Genomic DNA, 19,505 nt, shown 5'->3' with positions numbered 1-19,505 from the left:
CGGCGCGACGGCCATGGCAGGCACCGGCATGCTCCCGCCGCTGTTCGAACGCCTCGCCTCCAGCGAGACCGAGAGCACGCGGGAGTTCGATCGGCAGGACTTGCTCGACTCGGTGCACGCCGAGCTCGGACGCCTGTTCAACACCCGCCGTGGCCCGCGCGCACTGACCGACCCACCCAGCGTAATCGACTACGGCATCGCCGACTGGAGTGCGCTGCAACAGCAACGCAGCGATGATCGCCGTCGCCTGGCGCGGGACATCCGCGAAGCCATTACCCATTTCGAACCACGCCTGAAACTGGGCGAAGTTCAGGTCAATCCCTTGCCCGAGCAACCACAGAAAATGAGCATTCGCCTGGTCGGCGAGATGCGCAGTGGCGAGCAGCACTGGCCGGTGGCATTTGTCATCGAGCCCGGCGGTCAGGGGCTGGAGGTGCGCCATGAGCGACTCGATTGACCCGCAACTGCTCGACTACTACCAACGGGAGTTGACCTGGCTGCGGCATGCCGGCGGCCAGTTTGCCGAGCGCTATCCGAAAGTCGCGCGGCGCCTGCAACTGTCCCCCGGCGAATGCCCCGACCCGCATGTCGAACGTCTGCTCGAAGGTTTCGCCCTGCTGGCGGCGCGTCTGCAACGACGGCTCGATGACGATTACGCCGAGTTCAGCGATGCGCTGCTTGAGCAGCTGTATCCATTGGCCATGCGCCCGCTGCCGTCCTGCGCGATTGTCCAGTTCGAGCCAGACCCGAGCAAAGGCAACCTCGACGAGGGCTATCCCCTGCCCCGCGACACGCCGCTGTTCGTGACCACCAGCAAAGGCGAGAGCATCCACTTTCGTACCTCGGCCGCCGTGTGTCTGTGGCCGATCGAAGTGAGCGAAGCGCTGTTGCTCGGCAGTGATGAAGCGCAGGCGCTGACCGGTGTCGCGCAATCGCGCTCGGCATTGCGCCTGAGCCTGCGCTGCCTTGGCGAAAGCCAATGGGCAGGACTTGGGATTGAGCAATTGCGCATCCACCTGGCCGCGTCACCGGTGGTCAATGCCTGTCTTTACGACCTGCTCGGCGCCCATGCGGTGCAGGTGCTGGCAGGGTCGCCGGGCAGTGTGCCGATTGCACTGAAAGGCTTGCCGAAAATTGTCGGTTTTGGCGATGACGAAGTCATGTTGCCCGATGAAGACGGCGTGCATCCGGGCATGCGTCTGTTGGCCGAGTACTTCGCCTTCCCGGATAAATTCCACTTTTTCGATCTGCCGCTGAGCGGTGTCGCCAGTGACAGCCCGACGCTGTATCTGTACATCGTTTTCGACCGTGCGCCGACCAGTCGCTTGCATTTGCAGGCCAGTGACATTGCTTTGGGCTGCGCGCCGGTGATCAACCTGTTTCCGCGCACCTCCGAGCCCCTGCGCCCGGACGGCACCCGAAGTGAGTACCGCCTGATCGCCGACAGCCATCGCGAGAACAGCGTCGAAATCCACAGCATTCGTGGCATGCGCGCCAGTTCCGGCGCCGGCGTGCAGCGGCTACCCGCCTATTACGGCAGTCAGCACAGCGGCGGCGATCAACAACGTTACTGGCATGCCCGGCGAGTCAGCGGCATGACCCCGAACCGGCTCGGCAGCGATCTGCTGGTGAGCGTGGTCGATACCCGTTTCGAACCGCAAACCGATCTGCCCGATTACAGCCTGACCGCCGAATTGCTATGCACCAATCGGCACCTCGCCCAGAGCCTGCCCGCCGGTACCCCGCTGGGTTTCGAGCGTCCCGGCCCGGTGGCCTGGGCCCGCCTGCGCAACTCGCCGAGCCCGCAAAGCTTGCCGCGACTGGACGGTGATTCGCGTTGGCGGCTGGTCTCGCAATTGACCCTCAATCATCTGTCACTGGTCGAAGGGCCGCAGGCGCTCGATGCCCTCAAGGAGATCCTGCATCTGCATAACCTGCGCGATGAAAGCAGCGCTTTGCGCCAGATCGAAGGCCTGTTTAGTCTGAGCTGCGAACGGGTCATCGGCCATGTCGGCGTCGACGCCTGGCGCGGTTGGCGCAATGGTCTTGAAGTGCAATTGCAGCTCGATTCACAGCATTTTGTCGGTAGCAGCGCGGTACTGTTTTCAGCGGTGCTGGCGCAGTTCTTTTCGGTGTACGCCACGGCCAATCGCTTTGTGCGCACGGTGCTGATGCAGGAAGACAAGGAGATCAAGGCATGGCAACCCCAAGCCGGCATGCCCCTGTCGCTCTGACCCTGAGCCAGCGTCTGCGCCGCGATCCGCAAGCGTTCGAGTGGTTGCAGGCGTTGCTGCTGCTCGAGCGCGAGCAACCGCAAGCCCAATCCCTGGGCAGCGGCACCGCACCGCAAGCGGAAGCGCTGAAACTGCGCGGCCCACTGACGCCGATGTTCGCCGCCAGCCAGATAGAAGGCCTGCACGAGGTGCCGGGCGAACCGCTGACCCTCGATACACCGATCTTCGGTCTCGGCGGCCCCGACGGCCCCCTGCCCTATGCGTATCAGGAATGGCTGCAACAACGGGCGCGGGCCAAGGATCATGCGCCGGCAGAATTTCTCGATCTGTTCCAGCATCGCCTGCTCAGTTTGCTCTACAAGGTAATGCGCAAACACCGCATCGCTCTCGGTTTTGTCACACCGGGCGCGTCGCCGGTACAGGCGCAACTGCGCGCGCTGACCGGATTGCTGCCCAAGTCTTTACAAGAACGCCAAGCGGTTCCCGACTGCGCAGTGTTGGCCTGCACAGCGTTGTTTGCCGATGGCCGCCGCTCCCTGGCCGGGTTCGCCGCGATTGTGCGCGAGCAGTTTGCCGTGCCGGTCGAGCTGAGCGCCTACGAAGGCGCCTGGCGCGAGATTCCACGCACGAGCCGCAGCGTCATCAAGCCCGGCGGGCGCAATCTGCAACTGGGGCGCAGCGCCGTCGCCGGTACACGAGTGTGGGATGAACACGCCGGCATTCGCCTCACGCTCGGGCCCCTGCCCTCGGCACAGGCCGGGCGTTTCCTGCCGGACGGCGAGGCCCATCCGGCACTGGCCAGCCTTGCCGCGCTGTATTTCGGCCCGGACCTGGACGTGACGCTGGTGCTGCTGATACGCGGTGCCGGGCCGATGAAACTCAGTCGTCAGGCGCCGGCACTGGTGAGCTGGAACGGCGGTTTGCAACGTCAGGCCAGCCTCGCCGTGCAGCGCATTGAAACCCGTCTTCGTCAGCCGGAGATCACCTGAAATGGAATTGGCCAGCCTGATCGGACGCCTTAACCCGGACAACCGCCGCGCCCTCGAACGCGCCGCGCAACGCTGCTTGCAACGTGGGCATCACTTTGTCGAAATCGAGCATTTGCTGCTGGAGCTGCTCGACATCGAGGGCGGTGATTTTGCCTTTCTGTTGCCACGGTTCGGGTTGGAACGTGATGCGCTGACGGCGGAAATCAACAAGGCTCTGGAGCTGTTCAAGGCTGGTAGCACGCGCACGCCGGCACTGTCTTCGCACACGTTGGGGTTACTGGAAGATGCGGTGGTGCAGGCCAGTGTGTTGGGGATCGACAGCATTCGTTCCGGGCTGCTCTTGCTGGCGTTGATAGACCGCGACGAGCGCCGCAGTTTGTTGCTTAACAGTGCGTCCTCGTTGCTGCGAATTCCCAAGGAAGCCCTGCGTGCGAATCTGCTGGAGTGGACGGAAAAATCTCGTGAGCATGTCGGTGCGCGTGCGTCATCCTCAGGCAATCCAGCGCCAAGGCAGGACTCGGTACTCGATCAATACACCCAGGATCTGACCGCCGACGCCCACGCCGGACGCATTGATCCGATCGTAGGCCGCGACGGCGAGATCCGTCAGTGCATCGATATTCTTCTTCGCCGCCGCCAGAACAACCCAATCCTGGTCGGCGCACCGGGCGTGGGTAAAACCGCTGTGGTCGAAGGCCTGGCCCTGCGCATCGCCGCCGGGGACGTGCCGCCGTCGTTGCAGGAAGTCAGTCTGCGGGTGCTCGACCTCGGTCTTTTGCAGGCCGGCGCCGGGGTCAAAGGCGAGTTCGAACAGCGGCTCAAAGGCGTGATCGACGCGGTACGCAATGCCGACAAACCGATCATCCTGTTCATCGACGAAGCCCACACATTGATTGGCGCAGGCGGGGCCGAGGGCGGCAGCGATGCAGCCAACTTGCTGAAACCGGCGCTGGCCCGTGGCGAGTTGCGCACCCTCGCCGCGACGACCTGGATGGAGTACAAAAAATACTTCGAGAAAGATCCCGCCCTCGCCCGCCGCTTTCAGCTTGTGCAGGTTGAGGAGCCGGACGAAACCACAGCCGTGGAAATGCTCCGAGGCGTCGCCGCCAAACTCGAACAGCACCACGGTGTGCAAGTGCTCGACGCGGCGATCCACGAAGCGGTGAAACTCTCGCACCGCTACATTTCCGGCCGTCAGTTACCGGACAAAGCCATCAGCGTGCTCGACACCGCATGTGCCCGGGTCGCCCTCGGCCAGCATGACGTGCCACCACCGCTGGAAAGCCTGCGCCACCGGCAGAACAGCCTCAAGGATGAAGTCGAACGCTTGCGCCGCGAACAGGCCACCGGCCTGGATCACCGCGAACGCATCACCCTGCTTGAAACCGAATCCAGCGCTAACGTGCAAGCGATCCGCGAACTGGAAACCCGCTGGGGCGAAGAGCGCGTGGCTGTGCGCGAACTGCTCGACACCCGCCGCGAACTGCTCGACCTGAGCGAGCGTGCCGACAGTGACAAACCCGATGAAACCACCGACAGCCGTATCGATCATCTGGCTGGCGAACTGCTGCGCCTTGAGGCCGGACTCGATGCGATCCGCCAGGACGATCCGCTGGTGCCGGAACAGGTCGACGCGAAAACCGTCGCCGCTGTGATTGCCGGATGGACGGGTATTCCGGTCGGCAAAATGCTCGCCGACGAGGCCCACGCCGTGCGCACTCTGGGACAACGCATGGGCCAACGAGTGATGGGCCAGAGCACCGCGCTCAATACCATCGCCCAGCGCTTGCAGGCCTATCGCGCCGGGCTGACCGATCCGCAAAAACCGGTCGGGGTGTTCCTGCTGGTCGGCCCCACCGGCGTCGGCAAAACCGAAACGGCTTATGCGCTGGCCGATGCGTTGTACGGCGGCGAACGCAACCTGATCAGCATCAATCTCTCGGAATACCAGGAAGCGCACACCGTCAGCCAACTCAAAGGCGCCCCACCCGGTTATGTCGGGTATGGCAGTGGCGGCGTACTCACCGAAGCGGTGCGGCGCAAACCGTATTCGGTGGTGCTGCTCGATGAAATCGAAAAGGCCCATCCGGACGTGCTGGAGGCGTTTTACAACGTCTTCGATAAGGGCTTGATGGAGGACGGTACGGGGCTGGTGGTGGATTTCAAGAACACCGTGATGCTGGCCACCAGCAACGTCGGCGCTGAGCTTTTACTGGATACACCAGTGGCACAACTCGGCAGTGAGGCCTTCAACGAAGCACTGCATAAAGTCTTGCTGCAAGCGTTCCGCCCGGCGTTTCTGGCGCGCATGACCGTGGTTGCCTATCGACCACTGGATGAGGCAACGCTGGAAGGGATTGTGCTGGCGAAGCTGGAGAAATTGCGTGGCCGCTACAAGGCGGCGACGGGCAAACAGTTCGAGTTCGATTCGGGAATTGTCAAAGCGGTGCTCGCCAAATGCAGCGCGGCGGGTGCGCGGGATGTCGAGAATGTGTTGATGACGCAGGTGACGGGGAAGTTGGCGGAGTGGGTGTTGGAGTAGTCCGGCACAGCCACGGGGCACCTGGCACAGGCGTGTGGCTGGAACCAAGGAGGCAACATGAGCTACGAAGCTATTTGTACCAAGATTGCGGGACATGGCGCAGGCGTCTATAACTTTGGCCAATCCAGCTTCTTGCTACTGGTTGGCGACAATCGCGATGGCATCTGTCGCGGCGTCAGCACCGCATGGCTGATCGCCAAGAAAAAAGGCAACGACTATCTCAAGGAAATTGTCGATCCGACGCTGAAAACCGGCTTGCTGCATGAGCAGCACACCGCACGGCAAGCCTCAGACTTTCAGAGTGACTACGTGGACATCAGTGGCGACACGCCGGAGTCGCCCTCACCGGCAACGTTGACGGCACTGAGAACAGGTGGCGTGGGAACACTGGCCAGCCACAAAGCGGAAGCCTTTCAAAGCTTCGCCGCGGCCGGAAAATCCATCGGCGAGGTCGTGCTGACGTCGTCCTGCCGTTACTTCATTTTGTCGATCAAAGGCACGCTGGGCGGGCACTCGGTGGCCTTTTTCAGGCCTTGGGCATTCTTCGGCAAGAGCAGCAGCTGTTTCTTTTTCGACCCCAATTTCGGCGAGTTCTCATTGGAAGGCAGTGAGGGCGTCGCGCTGTGCATGACCGCCGTGGCAGCAGCATACGGTCAGGGTCTGTCGAAAGGTTATCGGATATGGGGTTTCAGCTGACGCAAAAGGCGCCACGAGCGTTTCCATGCATCGTCTTTGAAATCACTTCATCAAGGCCCTGACATGACTACTTTTTTGACGTTGTGCACCGCAGAAATGTCCAAGGCAGAACACGACAAGAACCATGTCGGTGGCGTCTGCAGAGTCAATCGCAATGACACCTACCTGGTGACGTTTCATAACAACAGCTATGAGACACCTGCCACCCCGCCGATGATGGGCGAAACGGTTCTGCAACTCGACCCCGCACCGCGTATTCCACCGGTCAGGGCCAACGTGAGGAAAGAGCTGGAGATCATCCATGAGCATCCGGCAAAGCTTGAGCATAACTACTGGGAAGGCATGCACCGGGCCGTAAAGTCCGGTCAGGTCAGTTACGAACATGAAGCGCTGATGCTGCATCGAGAAAGATTGGCATATGGGCTGGATGACTACGACGGCGCAGTCAGGAAAGTCAAAGCACAGCAACTGGCCAACGTGGAAAGCAAACGCTTGATTGCCACTCGCGAAATGGAGAGAAAATATGACGCGGGGGCGCACTCGAAAATGATCTCGGCAATGGCTGAAGAACAATACATTGCGTTGCAAAAACGCTCACTGACTTACCCCGTGGAATATACCTCGCCGAAAGTCGACAACACGTTGGGCGGCCATGCGGAAGAGAATTTCATACGGGCCTGGAGTTCTCTGTGCACACAGATCCCGGAAAAAATTTCGCATATCGAACTGTTTATAACGCGCATGCCATGTCCCGACGCGTCTTCAGGATTCTGGTTGGGTGCACATCTCTATAAAGAGGGTTGCATGGGCAAACTTGCCAAACTGATAACAACCACAGATGAGTCGATCAGTTGGGAAATCACCTATTCGCAAACCCTGAATGGCGCCGACCAGGCTTTTGCGCAGTCGCTGGCACGACACTTCCCTGAAGCCCGAGTGACCTTCGCCGCCAGAGGCGCATAGTCCGGAGCGACCATTGCCAGCCCTTCCCATCCAAGACGCTTGCGAGGACGTTCGATGCCCCGCTCCACCGACAGCAACACCAGCCTGTCTCTGACCGCCACTTCGCTGTCGGCGCTTTACCCTGAGTCGCTGTCCGGCGACGAAACGTTGAACATGCTCGGCGCACAAACCCTCAACGGTCTGAATGACGGCACGTCTCTCACCCTGACCAGCGCCGTTGCCACCCATGTCACCACCACCCTGCACAACGACGCGCAACTGCGCCCGTTCGACGCGCTCGTTGCGGAAATTCGCCAACTCCCCGCCGATGCGACTGCCGAGCGCTATCAGTTGCTGCTAAGACCATGGCTGTGGTGGCTGACCCTGGCCAGCAACAACCGCGTGTTCCAGAATCTCGCCACTTCAGACATCGTCACCACGATCTTCAAGGCTCACGGTTTTACCGATTTCAAACTCTCCCTGACCGGTAGCTACACCCCACGCGAGTACTGCGTGCAGTACGCTGAAACCGATTTTGCCTTCGTCTCGCGGTTGTTGGAGGAGGAAGGGATTTTCTGGTTTTTCACCCACGATGAAGGCAAGCACACCTTGGTGTTGGGGGATAGCAACGACGCCTTCGTACCGATCCCCAACGGGCCGACAGTCACGTATCTGGGGCAAGGATTGGGTCAGCGTGAGTTGCACGGCATCCGTTCCGGGCAGGTCTGCCTGCAAGCGGTGGCCGGGGTGTATCGGGCGACGGATTATGAATTCACCACGCCGACCACTTCACTGTACGACCAGGCAGAAGCGGTGGCCGGGCCACTTTCCATGTACGAACATCCGGGCGGTTACAACGCCAAGGCGCGCGGCGATACGCTGACCAAGCAGCGGGTCGACGGCTTGCGCAGCGAAGAGAAACGCTTTGTCGGTGAGAGCGACTGTCGCTGGTTGGTGCCGGGGCACTGGTTCACCCTCAGCGGGCATGACGATGCCAGTCTGAACATCGATTGGTTGGTGACGCGAGTCACCCACGACGTCAGCCATGAGCACTATCGCAACCGTTTCGAAGCCATCCCCAAAGCCACACCGTTTCGCCCGCAACGGCTGACGCCAAAACCGCGCATGCACCCGCAGACCGCGATTGTGGTGGGTAAGTCCGGCGAAGAAATCTGGACCGACGAGTACGGCCGGATCAAGTTGCAGTTCCCGTGGGATCGCGATGGCAAGAACGATGAAACCAGCTCTTGCTGGGTACGCGTGGTGTTGCCGTGGAGTGGCAAGGGCTTCGGCATGCAGTTCATCCCGCGTATCGGCCAGGAAGTCATCGTTACGTTTATCGATGGCGACCCGGACCGGCCGCTGGTGACCGGTTGCGTCTACAACGGCGATAACGCCCTGCCCTATGCCCTGCCGGCCAATCAGACCCAGTCCGGGATCAAGACTCAGTCGTCCAAGGGCGGCGGCGGCTTCAACGAGTTGCGCTTCGAGGATAAAAAAGACGCCGAAGAGGTGTTTTTGCAGGCGCAGAAAGATCTGAATATCAACGTGCTCAACGACACCACTGCCACCGTCGGCCATGACGAAACCCTCACGGTGCAGAATGCCCGCACCCGCACGGTCAAGGACGGCGATGAGACCGTCACTCTGGAGAAAGGCAAACGCAGCGTGACGATTCAGACCGGCAGCGACAGCCTCGATGTGAAGGACAGCCGCACGGTGACAGTCGGTGCCGATCAGAACCACAGCACTGGCGGCAACTACACCGACAAGGTCACCGGCAATTACAGCCTGACGGTGGACGGCAACCTGACGATCAAAGTCAGCGGCACTTTGACCCTGCAAAGCGGTGGCAGCTTCACGATCAAGAGCGGCGCCGATCTGGCGACTTCGGCCAGCACCTCAATCACCCAAAATGCCGGCACCGCCATGACCAATCAGGCCGGCACTTCACTGGACAACAAGGCCGGCACCACGCTGACCAACGACGCTGGCATCAGCCTGACCAACAAGGGCGCAGCCTCACAGACCGTCGATGGCGGCGGCATGCTGACGATCAAGGGCGGTCTGGTGCAGGTCAACTGAACAAGGAGAAGTCATGGCGATCACACCGTTGGATTTGCAGCAGAGTGACAAGCAGCTCAAGGGGCGCTTGCAGGATGGCCAGCTCGAGGGCCCGTTGAACATCAAGGATGACGGGCGCAAACAGGCGGATTTGCAGTACAGCCAGGGCGAGTTGCAGGGTACGTCGCTGCTCTATCACCCCAACGGCAAGGTTTCGGCGCAGATGCCGTTTGTGCGGGACAAGCTGCAAGGCGTAGCGAGTTTTTATGCGCCCGAGGGCTTTTTACAGCGCAAGGCGACGTATCGGCGCGGCTTGTTGCATGGCGAGGCGTTGAATTATTTTCCGGATGGGCAAGTGGCGGAGGCCGAGTTTTATCGGGATGGCGTGCGTGAGGGGCGCTATCAGCGCTTTCATCCGAACGGGAAAACAGCGGTGGAGGCGCGGTATGTGAATGGGCAGTTGATGGAGCCAGAGCAAGGGTTTGCCGAGGATGGCCGGCCATTGGGGGCCGATGGCAAGCCGATTTCGCGGGTGCGGTGGTGGTATCAGCGCTGGGCGGATCCGCAGCAAGCCTGATGGTTCTCTATTGGCAGCACTGGCCTCTTCGCGAGCAGGCTCGCTCCCACAGTGACCGGTGCTGTACGCACAATCGAACTGATACCGCAAAACCCTGTGGGAGCGGGCTTGCCCGCGAAGAGGCCGTCACATTCAACACAAGGCTCAGGGAATCAACATCTGCATCTGCCCCGGCACGACAATCTTGATCACCCCCGCCCAGGTGCACATCAACGTACTGTTGGCATCGATCGCCGGCATCCCCCCGAGCAACAACGTCGGTGCGCCGCCGGGAATCCACGGTGTGGCCGTCGCCGGAATACACGGCATTGGCGTCAACACTCCCAGCGCAGCCGCCGTGGCGGCGGCCACCATCGGATTGGCCAGGCTCGTGCACACGCCGAACGGCAGGATATTGACCAAGGGGATGTGATCCATGATGTTCGCTGCAGGCATCCCGCCAGTCAGCGTGCGATTGACCGGCAGCACATTGAGCATCGACGGAGCGGCACCGAAGCTGCATTGCAATGTGGCAGTGGCACAGACTTGCGGACAGCCCATTTCCCGACTCCTTGTTGGACACGGCATACCCGCTAAACCTTAGTCTGCTGTGGCCCGCCCTGCACATTCCCAAAGGTGATTATCCGGCAACACGCTAACCTATAAGACCGACCCGCGCTTGTGAGCACCGTAGCGCGCCATTAGATTAGCCAATGATGTCTGGCCTCCAAAATAAGCAGAAGGGATAAGCATGGCGCTTACTGACCAGTCCACCCGTATCCGCTCTGGCGAAGAACTCGATGCCAGCCTGATCGATCCGTACCTCAAGGCACACATACCGGGCCTGACCGGCTTGCCTGCGATCAGCCAGTTTCCCGGCGGTGCGTCGAACCTGACTTACCTTCTCGAATACCCGGAGCAGGAATTCGTTCTGCGCCGGCCGCCGTTCGGCCACAAGGCCAAATCCGCCCACGACATGGGCCGTGAATTTCGCATCCTCAATCAATTGCGCGACGGTTTCCCGTATTGCCCGAAAGCCTACGTGCACTGCACCGACGAAGCGGTGATCGGCGCCGAGTTCTACGTGATGGAGCGGGTCAACGGGATCATTCTTCGCTCGGAACTGCCACCGGAACTGGGTCTGGATTCAGCGAAAACCGAAGCGCTGTGCAAAAGCTTCATCGACCGCTTCGTCGAACTGCACCGAGTCGACTACAAGGCCTGTGGCCTCGGTGACCTCGGCAAACCCGAAGGCTACGTCGCCCGCCAGATCAAAGGCTGGAGCGAACGCTACGAAAAAGCCCTGACCCCGGACGCGCCGCACTGGGAAGCGGTCAAAGCCTGGCTCAACGACAAGATGCCGGCCGACCATCCGATCTCGAGCATCGTCCACAACGACTACCGCTTCGACAACGTCATCCTCGACCCGAACAACCCGATGCAGATCATCGGCGTGCTCGACTGGGAGCTGACCACACTCGGCGATCCGCTGATGGACCTGGGCAACACCCTCGCCTACTGGATCGAGGCCGGTGACCCGGCGCCGGTGCAACTGATGCGCCGCCAGCCGAGCCACGCCCCGGGCATGCTGACTCGCCGCGAGTTCGTCGACTACTACGCCGAACGTGCGGGCATCCAGATCGACAATTACGACTTCTACTACACCTACGGCCTGTTCCGCCTGGCCGGTATCGTGCAGCAGATCTACTACCGCTTCTACCATGGCCAGACCCAGGACAAACGCTTCGCGCAGTTCATTCAGATGAACAAACTGCTGGAGCAGATGAGCTTGCAGGTCATTGCGAAATCGAGCCTCTGACGGCCCACACCAAGGAACCCTTATGTCCAAGACTCAGTTGTTCGACCTCGACGGCAAAATCGCTTTCGTCTCCGGCGCCAGCCGTGGCATCGGTGAAGCCATCGCCAAACTGCTGGCCCAGCAAGGCGCCCACGTGATCGTCTCGAGCCGCAAGCTCGACGGCTGCCAGCACGTCGCCGACGCGATCATCGCGGCTGGCGGCAAGGCCACTGCGGTTGCCTGCCACATCGGTGAGATGGAGCAGATCAGCCAGGTGTTCGCCGGGATCAAAGAACAGTTCGGCCGTCTCGACATCCTGGTCAACAACGCCGCGACCAACCCGCAGTTCTGCAACGTACTGGACACTGACCTGAGCGCGTTCCAGAAGACCGTCGACGTGAACATTCGTGGCTACTTCTTCATGTCCGTGGAAGCCGGCAAGCTGATGCGCGAAAACGGTGGCGGCAGCATCATCAACGTCGCGTCGATCAACGGTATTTCGCCGGGCATCTTCCAAGGCATCTACTCGGTGACCAAAGCGGCGGTGATCAACATGACCAAAGTCTTCGCCAAGGAATGCGCGCAGTTCGGCATCCGCTGCAACGCCTTGCTGCCGGGCTTGACCGACACCAAGTTTGCCTCGGCACTGGTGAAGAACGACGCGATTCTCAAACAGGCGCTGACACAGATTCCGCTCAAGCGTGTGGCCGATCCGAGTGAAATGGCTGGAGCGGTGCTGTACCTGGCCAGTGATGCGTCGAGCTATACCACGGGTGTTGCGTTGAATGTGGACGGTGGATTCCTGTCCTGACCCCCTTTTCCTGACCCAAGACTGACCTGTGGCGAGGGGATTTAGCGAAACGTCGCACCGTCCCGATGGAGCGCGTAGCGGTCCCTAAAAGTTGGGAACTGCTGCGCAGTCCATCGGGGATAAATCCCCTCGCCACAAGAGTCTGCTAATTCTGGATCAGGCATTCAGCACCTTCGGCAATTGCCCGCCAAAGTGCACCGAGAGCCATCGCAAGGCCAGACACTCCGCGCCCGCCAGCAACGCCACCGCCACCGCCACCGCCACGGGCGACACCGCCGTGGCGACCAGATCAGCCACCCGCACAACCCGCTCAACCCGGGACTTGCGCCCTTCGGGTGCTATTGAGTGACGCAACGGGTGGTGGTGATGTGTCGAGTCACCTGCTCATCCACATAAGCGTCGCCGGCCACCTCGGTATTCTCGATGACCTGGCAGGTACGCTCCGGCGGCGGAGGTGGCGTTACGGGTGGAGGTGGTGGTGGACTGGCACAACCGGCCAATAAAACTGCAAGAAAAGCCAACGGCAACACGCGTTTCCCAAGATTGTTCATAGGACGACCCGCGATAAATGGGAGACCAACTTGCGCGACCGAACCGGCCACGCAAGACCTGACCACTCATTCTTTATAGACGAGACGCTTGCAAGCGCCAGTAAACCGGACGTATCGGGGTGTTATGGCTGTCGATTTTGCGTTGGGACTCAGGCGATGATTACCAGGCAACCGCCTTCGCGAGCAAGCCCGCTCCCACAAGGAAATAAGAACACCCCGCACGCGGCGCATGCCGCCCCACTCAACACAATGAGCGCAAGCTCGAGTACGGCTCTTGATCTAAAAGGCCCGTCGGCAGGCTGAGTGGAGGGATTGATCCGGGGGTGGGAGCGCAGCGACCGTTCGACGAAGTCGAACACATCGAGAGGAGGTGCAGCGAAGCAAACCGGAGGCGATGCCCCCGGATCAATCCCGCAGCGAGGGAACCCGAGCCACAGCGAGGGCCGAACGTCAGGGCAAAGCGTTTTTTGCTTACTTTTTTAGGCGCTTGTAAAAAAGTGAGTCGCCGTAAGGGCGAAACCCTAAGCAGCCGTTACCGCAGCAACGGATATGTACTCAAACCGGATATCTACTCAATCAGCAAAAACCCCACCGCCCAAACCGATGACATCGCTGGCAAGCCAGCTCCCACAGAGATCTAAGCCAAATCAGTGTCAGTCGATGCGCGCAAAGAATTGCTCTCCAACTCATACCGCAACTCCTCAATCAACGCGTCCACCGACTCCGGCGTACGCAATGCTTTGAGCTTCAGCCCACTGATCACCAGATCCACCTGCCCTGACACCGGATGATAGAGCTTCACCGTCAGCGAATGATCCCCATCCACGGAACAATCACAGGCAAGCGGCGAAAAACTCTGCTCCAGCCGCGCACGCAACTGCGCAAGATTCATCATTGAAACTGTTCCTTAAGCCATTTCGAAGGGACACGATCCCAAGCCAGAAAAGACTCGTATCGCACCCCAACAGACTAAGAACAGCCCCTTAACACCAACACACTAATTTGCACCGATTGAACTAGTGCATTTGCACCTTATCGCTGTCCCTTGTTCCCCCCGCCGGAAAACAAACCCCGCTCCCGCGCCCAGACAATCGCCTCGCTGCGGCTGTGCACATCCAGCTTGGAATACACCGTTGCCACATGATTGCGCACGGTGTTCGGCGCCAGTTTCAACCGCGCCGCAATCTCCTTATCCGCCAGCCCTTCGCAGATCAAGCCCAGCACATCGCGCTCACGCGCCGTCAAATCTGTGAACGACATACTCGGCAATTGTGGCGAGTTGACCCTCTTCACATTGGCCAGTTTCTCGATCAACGTGCGACTGAACCACGAAGCGTCTTTCATCACCTCTTCAATCGCCGCGACCAGCTCAAGCTCGGTACGCTTGCGCTCGGTGATGTCCATCAGCACCAGCAGATAGCACGGCATATCCTGAATATTGACCGTGTCGGCAGACACCGCGCACTCCAGCAGATCGGCATCCCGCTTGCGCACCCGCACGTCGACCCGATCAATCCGACCGTTCTTTTCCAGCGCCGTCAGCAACCGTGCACGCGCCCCGCTGTCGTCGATAAACTCCAGCTGCGTCACGGTTTTGCCCAGCACGTCGTCGCTGTCATAGGCCAGCGTATCGAGGAACGCCTGATTGACGTCGAGTACCCGCTGCTCATCGGCGCTACAAACCACAATCGGTACCGGGGTCAGGCGGAACGCCTTGGCAAATCGCTCTTCGCTTTGACGCAGCGCCACCTCAGCCTTGTGCCGCAACTCCATGTCGACGAAGGAAAACAGCATGCACTGCTCATCGTTAAGCAACAGCGGTTGCCCGGCGACGATCACTTGTTTGCTGCCGCCATCGGGCAGGCGCAATTCGGCCTGCATCTGAGGAATCGTCGCCACATCACGCAGACGCTGAATGGCCAAATCCTTTTGTTCGGCCTGTTCAAGAATGTCGATTTCATACGCCGACGTACCGATCACCTGATCGCGGGTATAACCGGTCATTTCCAGAAACCCCGGATTGACCTTGATGTAGCGCAAGTCGCTAAGACGGCAGATCACTGCCGGTGCGGGGTTGGCATTGAAAGTCTTTTCAAAGCGGTGTTCGGCGTTGGCCCAATCGGTGACGTCGCTCATGATCAGCACCAGCGACTCGGGCTGACCCTCGCGATCGGTCAGCACCATGCTGCGCACGCTGTGGACCCAGACACGCTCCGGGTCATCCACGGCGAACACCTCGATCAGCACGTCGCTGAAGGCTTCGCAGCGCGCCACTCGGCTGATCGGATAGTTCTCCGGTGGCACCATGTGATTGTTGCGATACCGCAGGCTGAAACGCTTGGCGTATTCGTCGGCGTTAGCGCCCAGCTCACCGATACGGCTGACGCCGTGCATGGCCAGCGCCGCTTCGTTGGCCCAGAGAATGCTCTGATCCAGCTCAAGCAGAATCACACCATCCGACAGCCCGGCGATGATCTGCTGCAACTGGCGACGATTGGTTTCGCGGGTCAGGACTTCCTGGCTCATTGGATCTCCACAAGTGATACGGCCATGTGAAGGTTACGACCGCAGCCGTGCGCGATCGTGCGCCTCGATCTCACACAACCCACATCCCTGTAGGAGCTGCCGAAGGCTGCGATCTTTTGATCCTGTTTTTTAAGATCAAGATCAACAGATCGCAGCCTTCGGCAGCTCCTACAGGGGGTCACTGCTCGACCAGTTCACGCAGCGTATCGAGAAACAACTTGAGCACCGGCGAAGCATCATCAGCGCGATAGGTAGCGTACAGCGGCACTTCCGGCAGCGCCGGGGTCAGCCGCCGAAACACCAGCCCCGCCGGCGCCAACTGCTCGATCGAGGCGGGTAATAGCGCCACGCCGAATCCCGCGCGCACCAGACTGAGCAAGGTCTGCACTTCGATCACCTGCTGGCGAATCTGCGGGGTGAACCCGGCCTGAATGCAGCACTGATAAAGGAAGTGGGCAAACCGCGACTGCTTCAACTCCAGCGCCACAAAAGGTTCCTGCGCCAGATCCGCCGGGGCCAGCACCTCTAGGCTGGCCAACGGATGATCTGCCGGCATGACCACATGAATCGGTTCGTAGATCAGCAATTCATTGCGCAACAACGGATCGTCATAGCCGACGCGAAATACACAGGCATCGATGCGTTTCTCCTTCAACGCCTTGACCTGCGCCGCCGGGGTCATCTCGTGCAAGCGCCAGATGACCTGCGGATAACGCTCGCGGAACAGGTGCAGGGCTTTGGGCAGCACACCGACCATCACTGAACTGATCATGCCGATTTCCAGTTCGCCGAGTTGCCCACGCCCGGTCTGGCGGGTCAGATCCAGCGCCCGCTCAAGCTGTTCGAAGACCAGCGGCGCCTGCTCCTTGAGCATCTGCCCCGCCGCTGTCAGCTCGACCCGATGATGACTGCGCTCGAACAGCGGCGTGCCCAGTTCCTCCTCCAGCAAGCGAATCTGCTGGCTCAGCGGCGGCTGGCAGATATGCAGGCGTTCGGCGGCACGCCCGAAGTGCAACTCATCAGCCAAAGCCATGAAATAGCGCAGTAGACGCAGGTCCATGGCGGCTTACCCCAGGCTCAACGGCGTCGAGCGCTGACGCACACCGGTCAGCGCGAACAACGCGTTGGCGATGGCTGGCACCACCGACGGACTGCCCAGCTCACCGACCCCGCCGGGTTTGCTCGGTTCACCGTCCAGCACGACGATGTCAGTGGCCGGCATGTCCGACATGCGCGTGACACGGTAGTCGTGGAAATTGCTCTGCACCACGCTGCCCTGTTTGATATCGAGCCGGTCGAACAACGCATGGCCCAAACCCCACATCAGCCCACCATAGATCTGCTCCTCGACGCCGCCCGGCGACACTGCCAGACCGCAATCGACCACGCAGGTGAGCTTCTCGACTTTGGCCTTGCCATCGACCGTGGCAACCCTCGCCACCACCGCGATAAAACTGGTGTAACCCTGATTGGTGGCGAGCCCCAGCGCCGTGCCCGGAGGCAGCGGTTGGCCCCATCCGGCGCGCTCGGCAGCTTGCTTGAGCACCGCCACATGGCGTGGCCGCTCCTGCATATTGGCCAGGCGGAATGCGAGCGGATCGGCACCCGCCGCATGGGCCAGTTCGTCCATGAAGCCCTCCACGGCGAACACGTTGGGAATGAAACTCACCGAGCGATACCAGCCACTGGGCACGCCGCTTTCGTGCTTGACCCAGTTCAAATCCAGATGCGGCGCACGATAGGCGAAGTCCCATGCGGTGATTGCTTCGGTGGTGCTGTAATCCATGTGATCCGGGCGCTCAAAGTAACCCGGTTCCCACTGCTCCGGCGAGGCGGGCGACACCGCGTGCAGTTGCAGCGCAGTGAGTTTGCCCTGGGCGTCGAGCGCGCCTTTGACCCGATGCAGCGTGGCCGGGTGATAGAACAGCGCGTGCATTTCATCTTCGCGGCTGTTGAGCAACTTCACTGGCACACCGGTTTGCTGCGCCAGATACGCCACTTCAAACAACCAGTATTTGGCCTCCCGTGCACCGAAGCTGCCACCGGATACGAGCTCGTTGATGGTGACATTAGCCTTGTCGATACCGCACACGGTTTTCGCCGCTTCCAGCGCTGAGGACGGCACCTGCACGCCGCCCCAGTAAGTAATCGCCTTATCCTCGACCAGCGCGGTGATGCAGATCGGTTCCAGCGGGTTTTGCACCTTGTAAGGCATGGTGTAATCGGCTTCGATCAGCTTCGCAGCGCCCGCCCATTGTCCGCTGACATCGCCGTGGGTCATGGCTTTGACGGTTTGTGCTTTCGGATCAGAAATGGCCGCCGCTTGTACCTTGAACAGTTCTGCACTGTCGAACCCGGCCAGTGGCGAATCACTCCATTTGATCTCCAGCACATTGCGCCCCTGCTGAGCCGCCCAGAACGTTTCCGCCAGCACGGCGACGCCTTCCAGATTGCCGCCGAGCACATCGGGCCGCCCCGGAATAGCGATCACCTTGCGCACACCCGGCACCTGCAAAGCGGCCACCGAATCCACGCTGATCACCTTCGATCCAACCACCGGGGCGCGTTGAATCACCGCCACCAGCATCCCCGGCAATTGCACGTCGATGCTGTATTTGAAGCGTCCGCAGACCTTGGCTGCGGCATCACGTTTATGCCGCAGTTTGCCGATGTACTTGAATTGCGCCGGATCCTTCAGTTTGACGTTGGCCGGCGCCGGCAGATGCGCCGCCACGCCAACCAGTTCGCCGTAACCGAGGCTGCGTTGGCTCGATGGATGGACGACCCGGCCTTCTTCGGTGGCGCAACTGTCGGGGCTGACTTTCCACTGTTTGGCCGCCGCCGCGATCAACAACGCCCGCGCCGTGGCACCGGCCATGCGCAAACGGTCGTATTCCAGCGACACACTGGTACTGCCGCCGGTCGAGAACACCTTCCAGACCGGGTGAATGTAGGTTTCGAAAAACGGATCCTCCGGGGTGATCACCTGCACGGTCATCGGGTTGACGTCCAGTTCCTCGGCCACGCACGCGGCCAGCGCCGTTTGCGTGCCGGTGCCGGAATCGTGCTTGTGCACCACCAGTTTCACCGTGCCGTCAGGGAGTACACGCACCCAGGCATTGGGTTCGAATTCGCGGGCAGGGGCTGGTGCTTTCGGATCAGTGGCGGCGATGCCGGACGGCAGATACAGGGCAATCGCCAAACCTGAAGCCACGGTGACGGCTTGCTTGAGAAATACCCGGCGCGGCAGTTCGATACCGCGATCGTCGATGAGGCTCATCACGCCTCCTTCGGCGCATTCGCCGCGCGTTTGATCGCTTTGTTGATCCGCCCGTAAGTGCCGCAGCGGCAGATATTCCCGGACATGGCGTTGCGGATCGAATCGTCAGTCACCGCCGCGCCGGTGTTGAGCAGCGCGGCCGCGGACATGATCTGCCCCGATTGACAGTAGCCGCATTGCGGCACATCTTCGGCGATCCAGGCCAGTTGCAGCGGATGGTTTTCTGTTGGCGACAAACCTTCGATGGTGGTGATGCTGTGGCCCGCGACGGCGGCCACTGGCATTTGGCAGGAACGTACCGCGACACCGTCCAGATGCACGGTGCAGGCACCGCAAAGGCCCATGCCGCAACCGAACTTGGTGCCGGTGAGTTTCAGTTGATCACGCAGTACCCATAACAAGGGCATGGAGGGGGACGCCTCATCCAGCTCGCGTCGTTCGCCGTTAACCGTGAATGCAATCATTGTCAGGCTCCAAAAGAGCGGCCCGTCTTTGTGCGGGCCTGGTGACCGATTA

General features: G+C 60.6%; 17 protein-coding genes. 10 read left to right on the top strand and 7 right to left on the bottom strand.

The annotated features are described in order from the left end of the window. Positions 1 to 13 precede the first annotated feature (13 nt). The 8 genes from tssE to ACA069_RS11775 all read left to right on the top strand — a co-directional run bounded on the left by tssE (position 14) and on the right by ACA069_RS11775 (position 10,044). The gene (tssE, locus tag ACA069_RS11810; RefSeq protein ID WP_497617658.1) at positions 14 to 457 is read left to right on the top strand and encodes a type VI secretion system baseplate subunit TssE; all 444 of its coding nucleotides are present in this window, start codon (positions 14 to 16) and stop codon (positions 455 to 457) included. Next, positions 441 to 2,234, top strand: a complete 1,794-nt coding sequence (gene tssF, locus ACA069_RS11805; protein WP_497617656.1) for a type VI secretion system baseplate subunit TssF — start codon at positions 441 to 443, stop codon at positions 2,232 to 2,234. Before tssE ends, tssF begins: the two co-directional genes overlap by 17 nt. Next, a complete protein-coding gene (gene tssG, locus ACA069_RS11800; protein ID WP_497617654.1) occupies positions 2,198 to 3,223 on the top strand; it encodes a type VI secretion system baseplate subunit TssG in 1,026 nt (341 codons plus the stop codon). Before tssF ends, tssG begins: the two co-directional genes overlap by 37 nt. Before the next feature lies 1 nt (position 3,224). Next, positions 3,225 to 5,765: a type VI secretion system ATPase TssH gene (tssH, locus tag ACA069_RS11795; RefSeq protein ID WP_187680235.1), complete on the top strand. Its 2,541-nt coding sequence runs from the start codon at positions 3,225 to 3,227 to the stop codon at positions 5,763 to 5,765. Between the two features lie 57 nt (positions 5,766 to 5,822). Continuing rightward, complete coding sequence (locus ACA069_RS11790) at positions 5,823 to 6,461, top strand: YopT-type cysteine protease domain-containing protein (RefSeq protein ID WP_497617652.1); 639 nt, start codon at positions 5,823 to 5,825, stop codon at positions 6,459 to 6,461. Positions 6,462 to 6,524: 63 nt separating this feature from the next. After that, complete coding sequence (locus ACA069_RS11785) at positions 6,525 to 7,424, top strand: hypothetical protein (protein WP_401270945.1); 900 nt, start codon at positions 6,525 to 6,527, stop codon at positions 7,422 to 7,424. 54 nt (positions 7,425 to 7,478) lie between these two features. After that, positions 7,479 to 9,488 carry a type VI secretion system Vgr family protein gene (locus ACA069_RS11780; RefSeq protein ID WP_489880019.1) on the top strand — a complete coding sequence of 670 codons (2,010 nt, stop codon included), beginning with the start codon at positions 7,479 to 7,481 and terminating at the stop codon, positions 9,486 to 9,488. A gap of 13 nt (positions 9,489 to 9,501) precedes the next feature. Next, the gene (locus tag ACA069_RS11775) at positions 9,502 to 10,044 is read left to right on the top strand and encodes a toxin-antitoxin system YwqK family antitoxin (RefSeq protein WP_497617650.1); all 543 of its coding nucleotides are present in this window, start codon (positions 9,502 to 9,504) and stop codon (positions 10,042 to 10,044) included. A 144-nt stretch (positions 10,045 to 10,188) separates the two neighbouring features. Here ACA069_RS11775 and ACA069_RS11770 read toward each other — a convergent pair whose 3' ends face one another. Further along, on the bottom strand, positions 10,189 to 10,584 hold the full coding sequence (locus ACA069_RS11770; RefSeq protein ID WP_187680231.1) for a DUF4280 domain-containing protein: 396 nt from the start codon (positions 10,582 to 10,584) through the stop codon (positions 10,189 to 10,191). A gap of 190 nt (positions 10,585 to 10,774) precedes the next feature. Here ACA069_RS11770 and ACA069_RS11765 point away from each other — a divergent pair, with 190 nt between their 5' ends. Both ACA069_RS11765 and ACA069_RS11760 read left to right on the top strand, forming a co-directional pair. Next, positions 10,775 to 11,842, top strand: coding sequence for a phosphotransferase family protein (locus tag ACA069_RS11765; protein ID WP_497617647.1), 1,068 nt, complete (start codon positions 10,775 to 10,777; stop codon positions 11,840 to 11,842). A gap of 22 nt (positions 11,843 to 11,864) precedes the next feature. Continuing rightward, positions 11,865 to 12,632, top strand: coding sequence for an SDR family oxidoreductase (locus tag ACA069_RS11760; RefSeq protein WP_034152479.1), 768 nt, complete (start codon positions 11,865 to 11,867; stop codon positions 12,630 to 12,632). A gap of 156 nt (positions 12,633 to 12,788) precedes the next feature. Here the strand turns inward: ACA069_RS11760 and ACA069_RS11755 are convergent, their stop codons facing one another. From ACA069_RS11755 to ACA069_RS11730, 6 genes are all read right to left on the bottom strand, one after another. Next, positions 12,789 to 12,929, bottom strand: a complete 141-nt coding sequence (locus ACA069_RS11755) for a hypothetical protein (RefSeq protein WP_401270934.1) — start codon at positions 12,927 to 12,929, stop codon at positions 12,789 to 12,791. A gap of 891 nt (positions 12,930 to 13,820) precedes the next feature. Then, positions 13,821 to 14,078, bottom strand: a complete 258-nt coding sequence (locus ACA069_RS11750) for a DUF1652 domain-containing protein (protein WP_187681323.1) — start codon at positions 14,076 to 14,078, stop codon at positions 13,821 to 13,823. Between the two features lie 137 nt (positions 14,079 to 14,215). Next, positions 14,216 to 15,709 (bottom strand): helix-turn-helix transcriptional regulator, encoded by a 1,494-nt coding sequence (locus ACA069_RS11745; protein ID WP_401270931.1) that lies wholly within the window; start codon positions 15,707 to 15,709, stop codon positions 14,216 to 14,218. Positions 15,710 to 15,887: 178 nt separating this feature from the next. Then, positions 15,888 to 16,769: a LysR substrate-binding domain-containing protein gene (locus tag ACA069_RS11740; RefSeq protein WP_187681325.1), complete on the bottom strand. Its 882-nt coding sequence runs from the start codon at positions 16,767 to 16,769 to the stop codon at positions 15,888 to 15,890. 6 nt (positions 16,770 to 16,775) lie between these two features. Beyond that, on the bottom strand, positions 16,776 to 18,989 hold the full coding sequence (locus ACA069_RS11735; protein ID WP_497617644.1) for a xanthine dehydrogenase family protein molybdopterin-binding subunit: 2,214 nt from the start codon (positions 18,987 to 18,989) through the stop codon (positions 16,776 to 16,778). Continuing rightward, the gene (locus ACA069_RS11730) at positions 18,989 to 19,453 is read right to left on the bottom strand and encodes a (2Fe-2S)-binding protein (protein WP_497617642.1); all 465 of its coding nucleotides are present in this window, start codon (positions 19,451 to 19,453) and stop codon (positions 18,989 to 18,991) included. The genes ACA069_RS11735 and ACA069_RS11730 overlap by 1 nt, the downstream gene beginning before the upstream one ends. Positions 19,454 to 19,505 lie beyond the last annotated feature (52 nt).

Source organism: Pseudomonas sp. LBUM1652 (genome assembly GCF_059716105.1).
This window is presented reverse-complemented; position numbering and strand designations above follow the sequence as displayed.

Coding starts and splice junctions, on each gene's coding strand:
- ACA069_RS11785 (WP_401270945.1), top strand. CDS start 6,525: ATGACTACTTTTTTGACGTTGTGCACCGCAGAAATGTCCAAGGCAGAA.
- ACA069_RS11780 (WP_489880019.1), top strand. CDS start 7,479: ATGCCCCGCTCCACCGACAGCAACACCAGCCTGTCTCTGACCGCCACT.
- tssF (WP_497617656.1), top strand. CDS start 441: ATGAGCGACTCGATTGACCCGCAACTGCTCGACTACTACCAACGGGAG.
- tssG (WP_497617654.1), top strand. CDS start 2,198: ATGGCAACCCCAAGCCGGCATGCCCCTGTCGCTCTGACCCTGAGCCAG.
- tssE (WP_497617658.1), top strand. CDS start 14: ATGGCAGGCACCGGCATGCTCCCGCCGCTGTTCGAACGCCTCGCCTCC.
- ACA069_RS11790 (WP_497617652.1), top strand. CDS start 5,823: ATGAGCTACGAAGCTATTTGTACCAAGATTGCGGGACATGGCGCAGGC.
- ACA069_RS11750 (WP_187681323.1), bottom strand. CDS start 14,078: ATGATGAATCTTGCGCAGTTGCGTGCGCGGCTGGAGCAGAGTTTTTCG.
- ACA069_RS11775 (WP_497617650.1), top strand. CDS start 9,502: ATGGCGATCACACCGTTGGATTTGCAGCAGAGTGACAAGCAGCTCAAG.
- ACA069_RS11745 (WP_401270931.1), bottom strand. CDS start 15,709: ATGAGCCAGGAAGTCCTGACCCGCGAAACCAATCGTCGCCAGTTGCAG.
- tssH (WP_187680235.1), top strand. CDS start 3,225: ATGGAATTGGCCAGCCTGATCGGACGCCTTAACCCGGACAACCGCCGC.
- ACA069_RS11730 (WP_497617642.1), bottom strand. CDS start 19,453: ATGATTGCATTCACGGTTAACGGCGAACGACGCGAGCTGGATGAGGCG.
- ACA069_RS11765 (WP_497617647.1), top strand. CDS start 10,775: ATGGCGCTTACTGACCAGTCCACCCGTATCCGCTCTGGCGAAGAACTC.
- ACA069_RS11735 (WP_497617644.1), bottom strand. CDS start 18,989: ATGAGCCTCATCGACGATCGCGGTATCGAACTGCCGCGCCGGGTATTT.
- ACA069_RS11740 (WP_187681325.1), bottom strand. CDS start 16,769: ATGGACCTGCGTCTACTGCGCTATTTCATGGCTTTGGCTGATGAGTTG.
- ACA069_RS11770 (WP_187680231.1), bottom strand. CDS start 10,584: ATGGGCTGTCCGCAAGTCTGTGCCACTGCCACATTGCAATGCAGCTTC.
- ACA069_RS11760 (WP_034152479.1), top strand. CDS start 11,865: ATGTCCAAGACTCAGTTGTTCGACCTCGACGGCAAAATCGCTTTCGTC.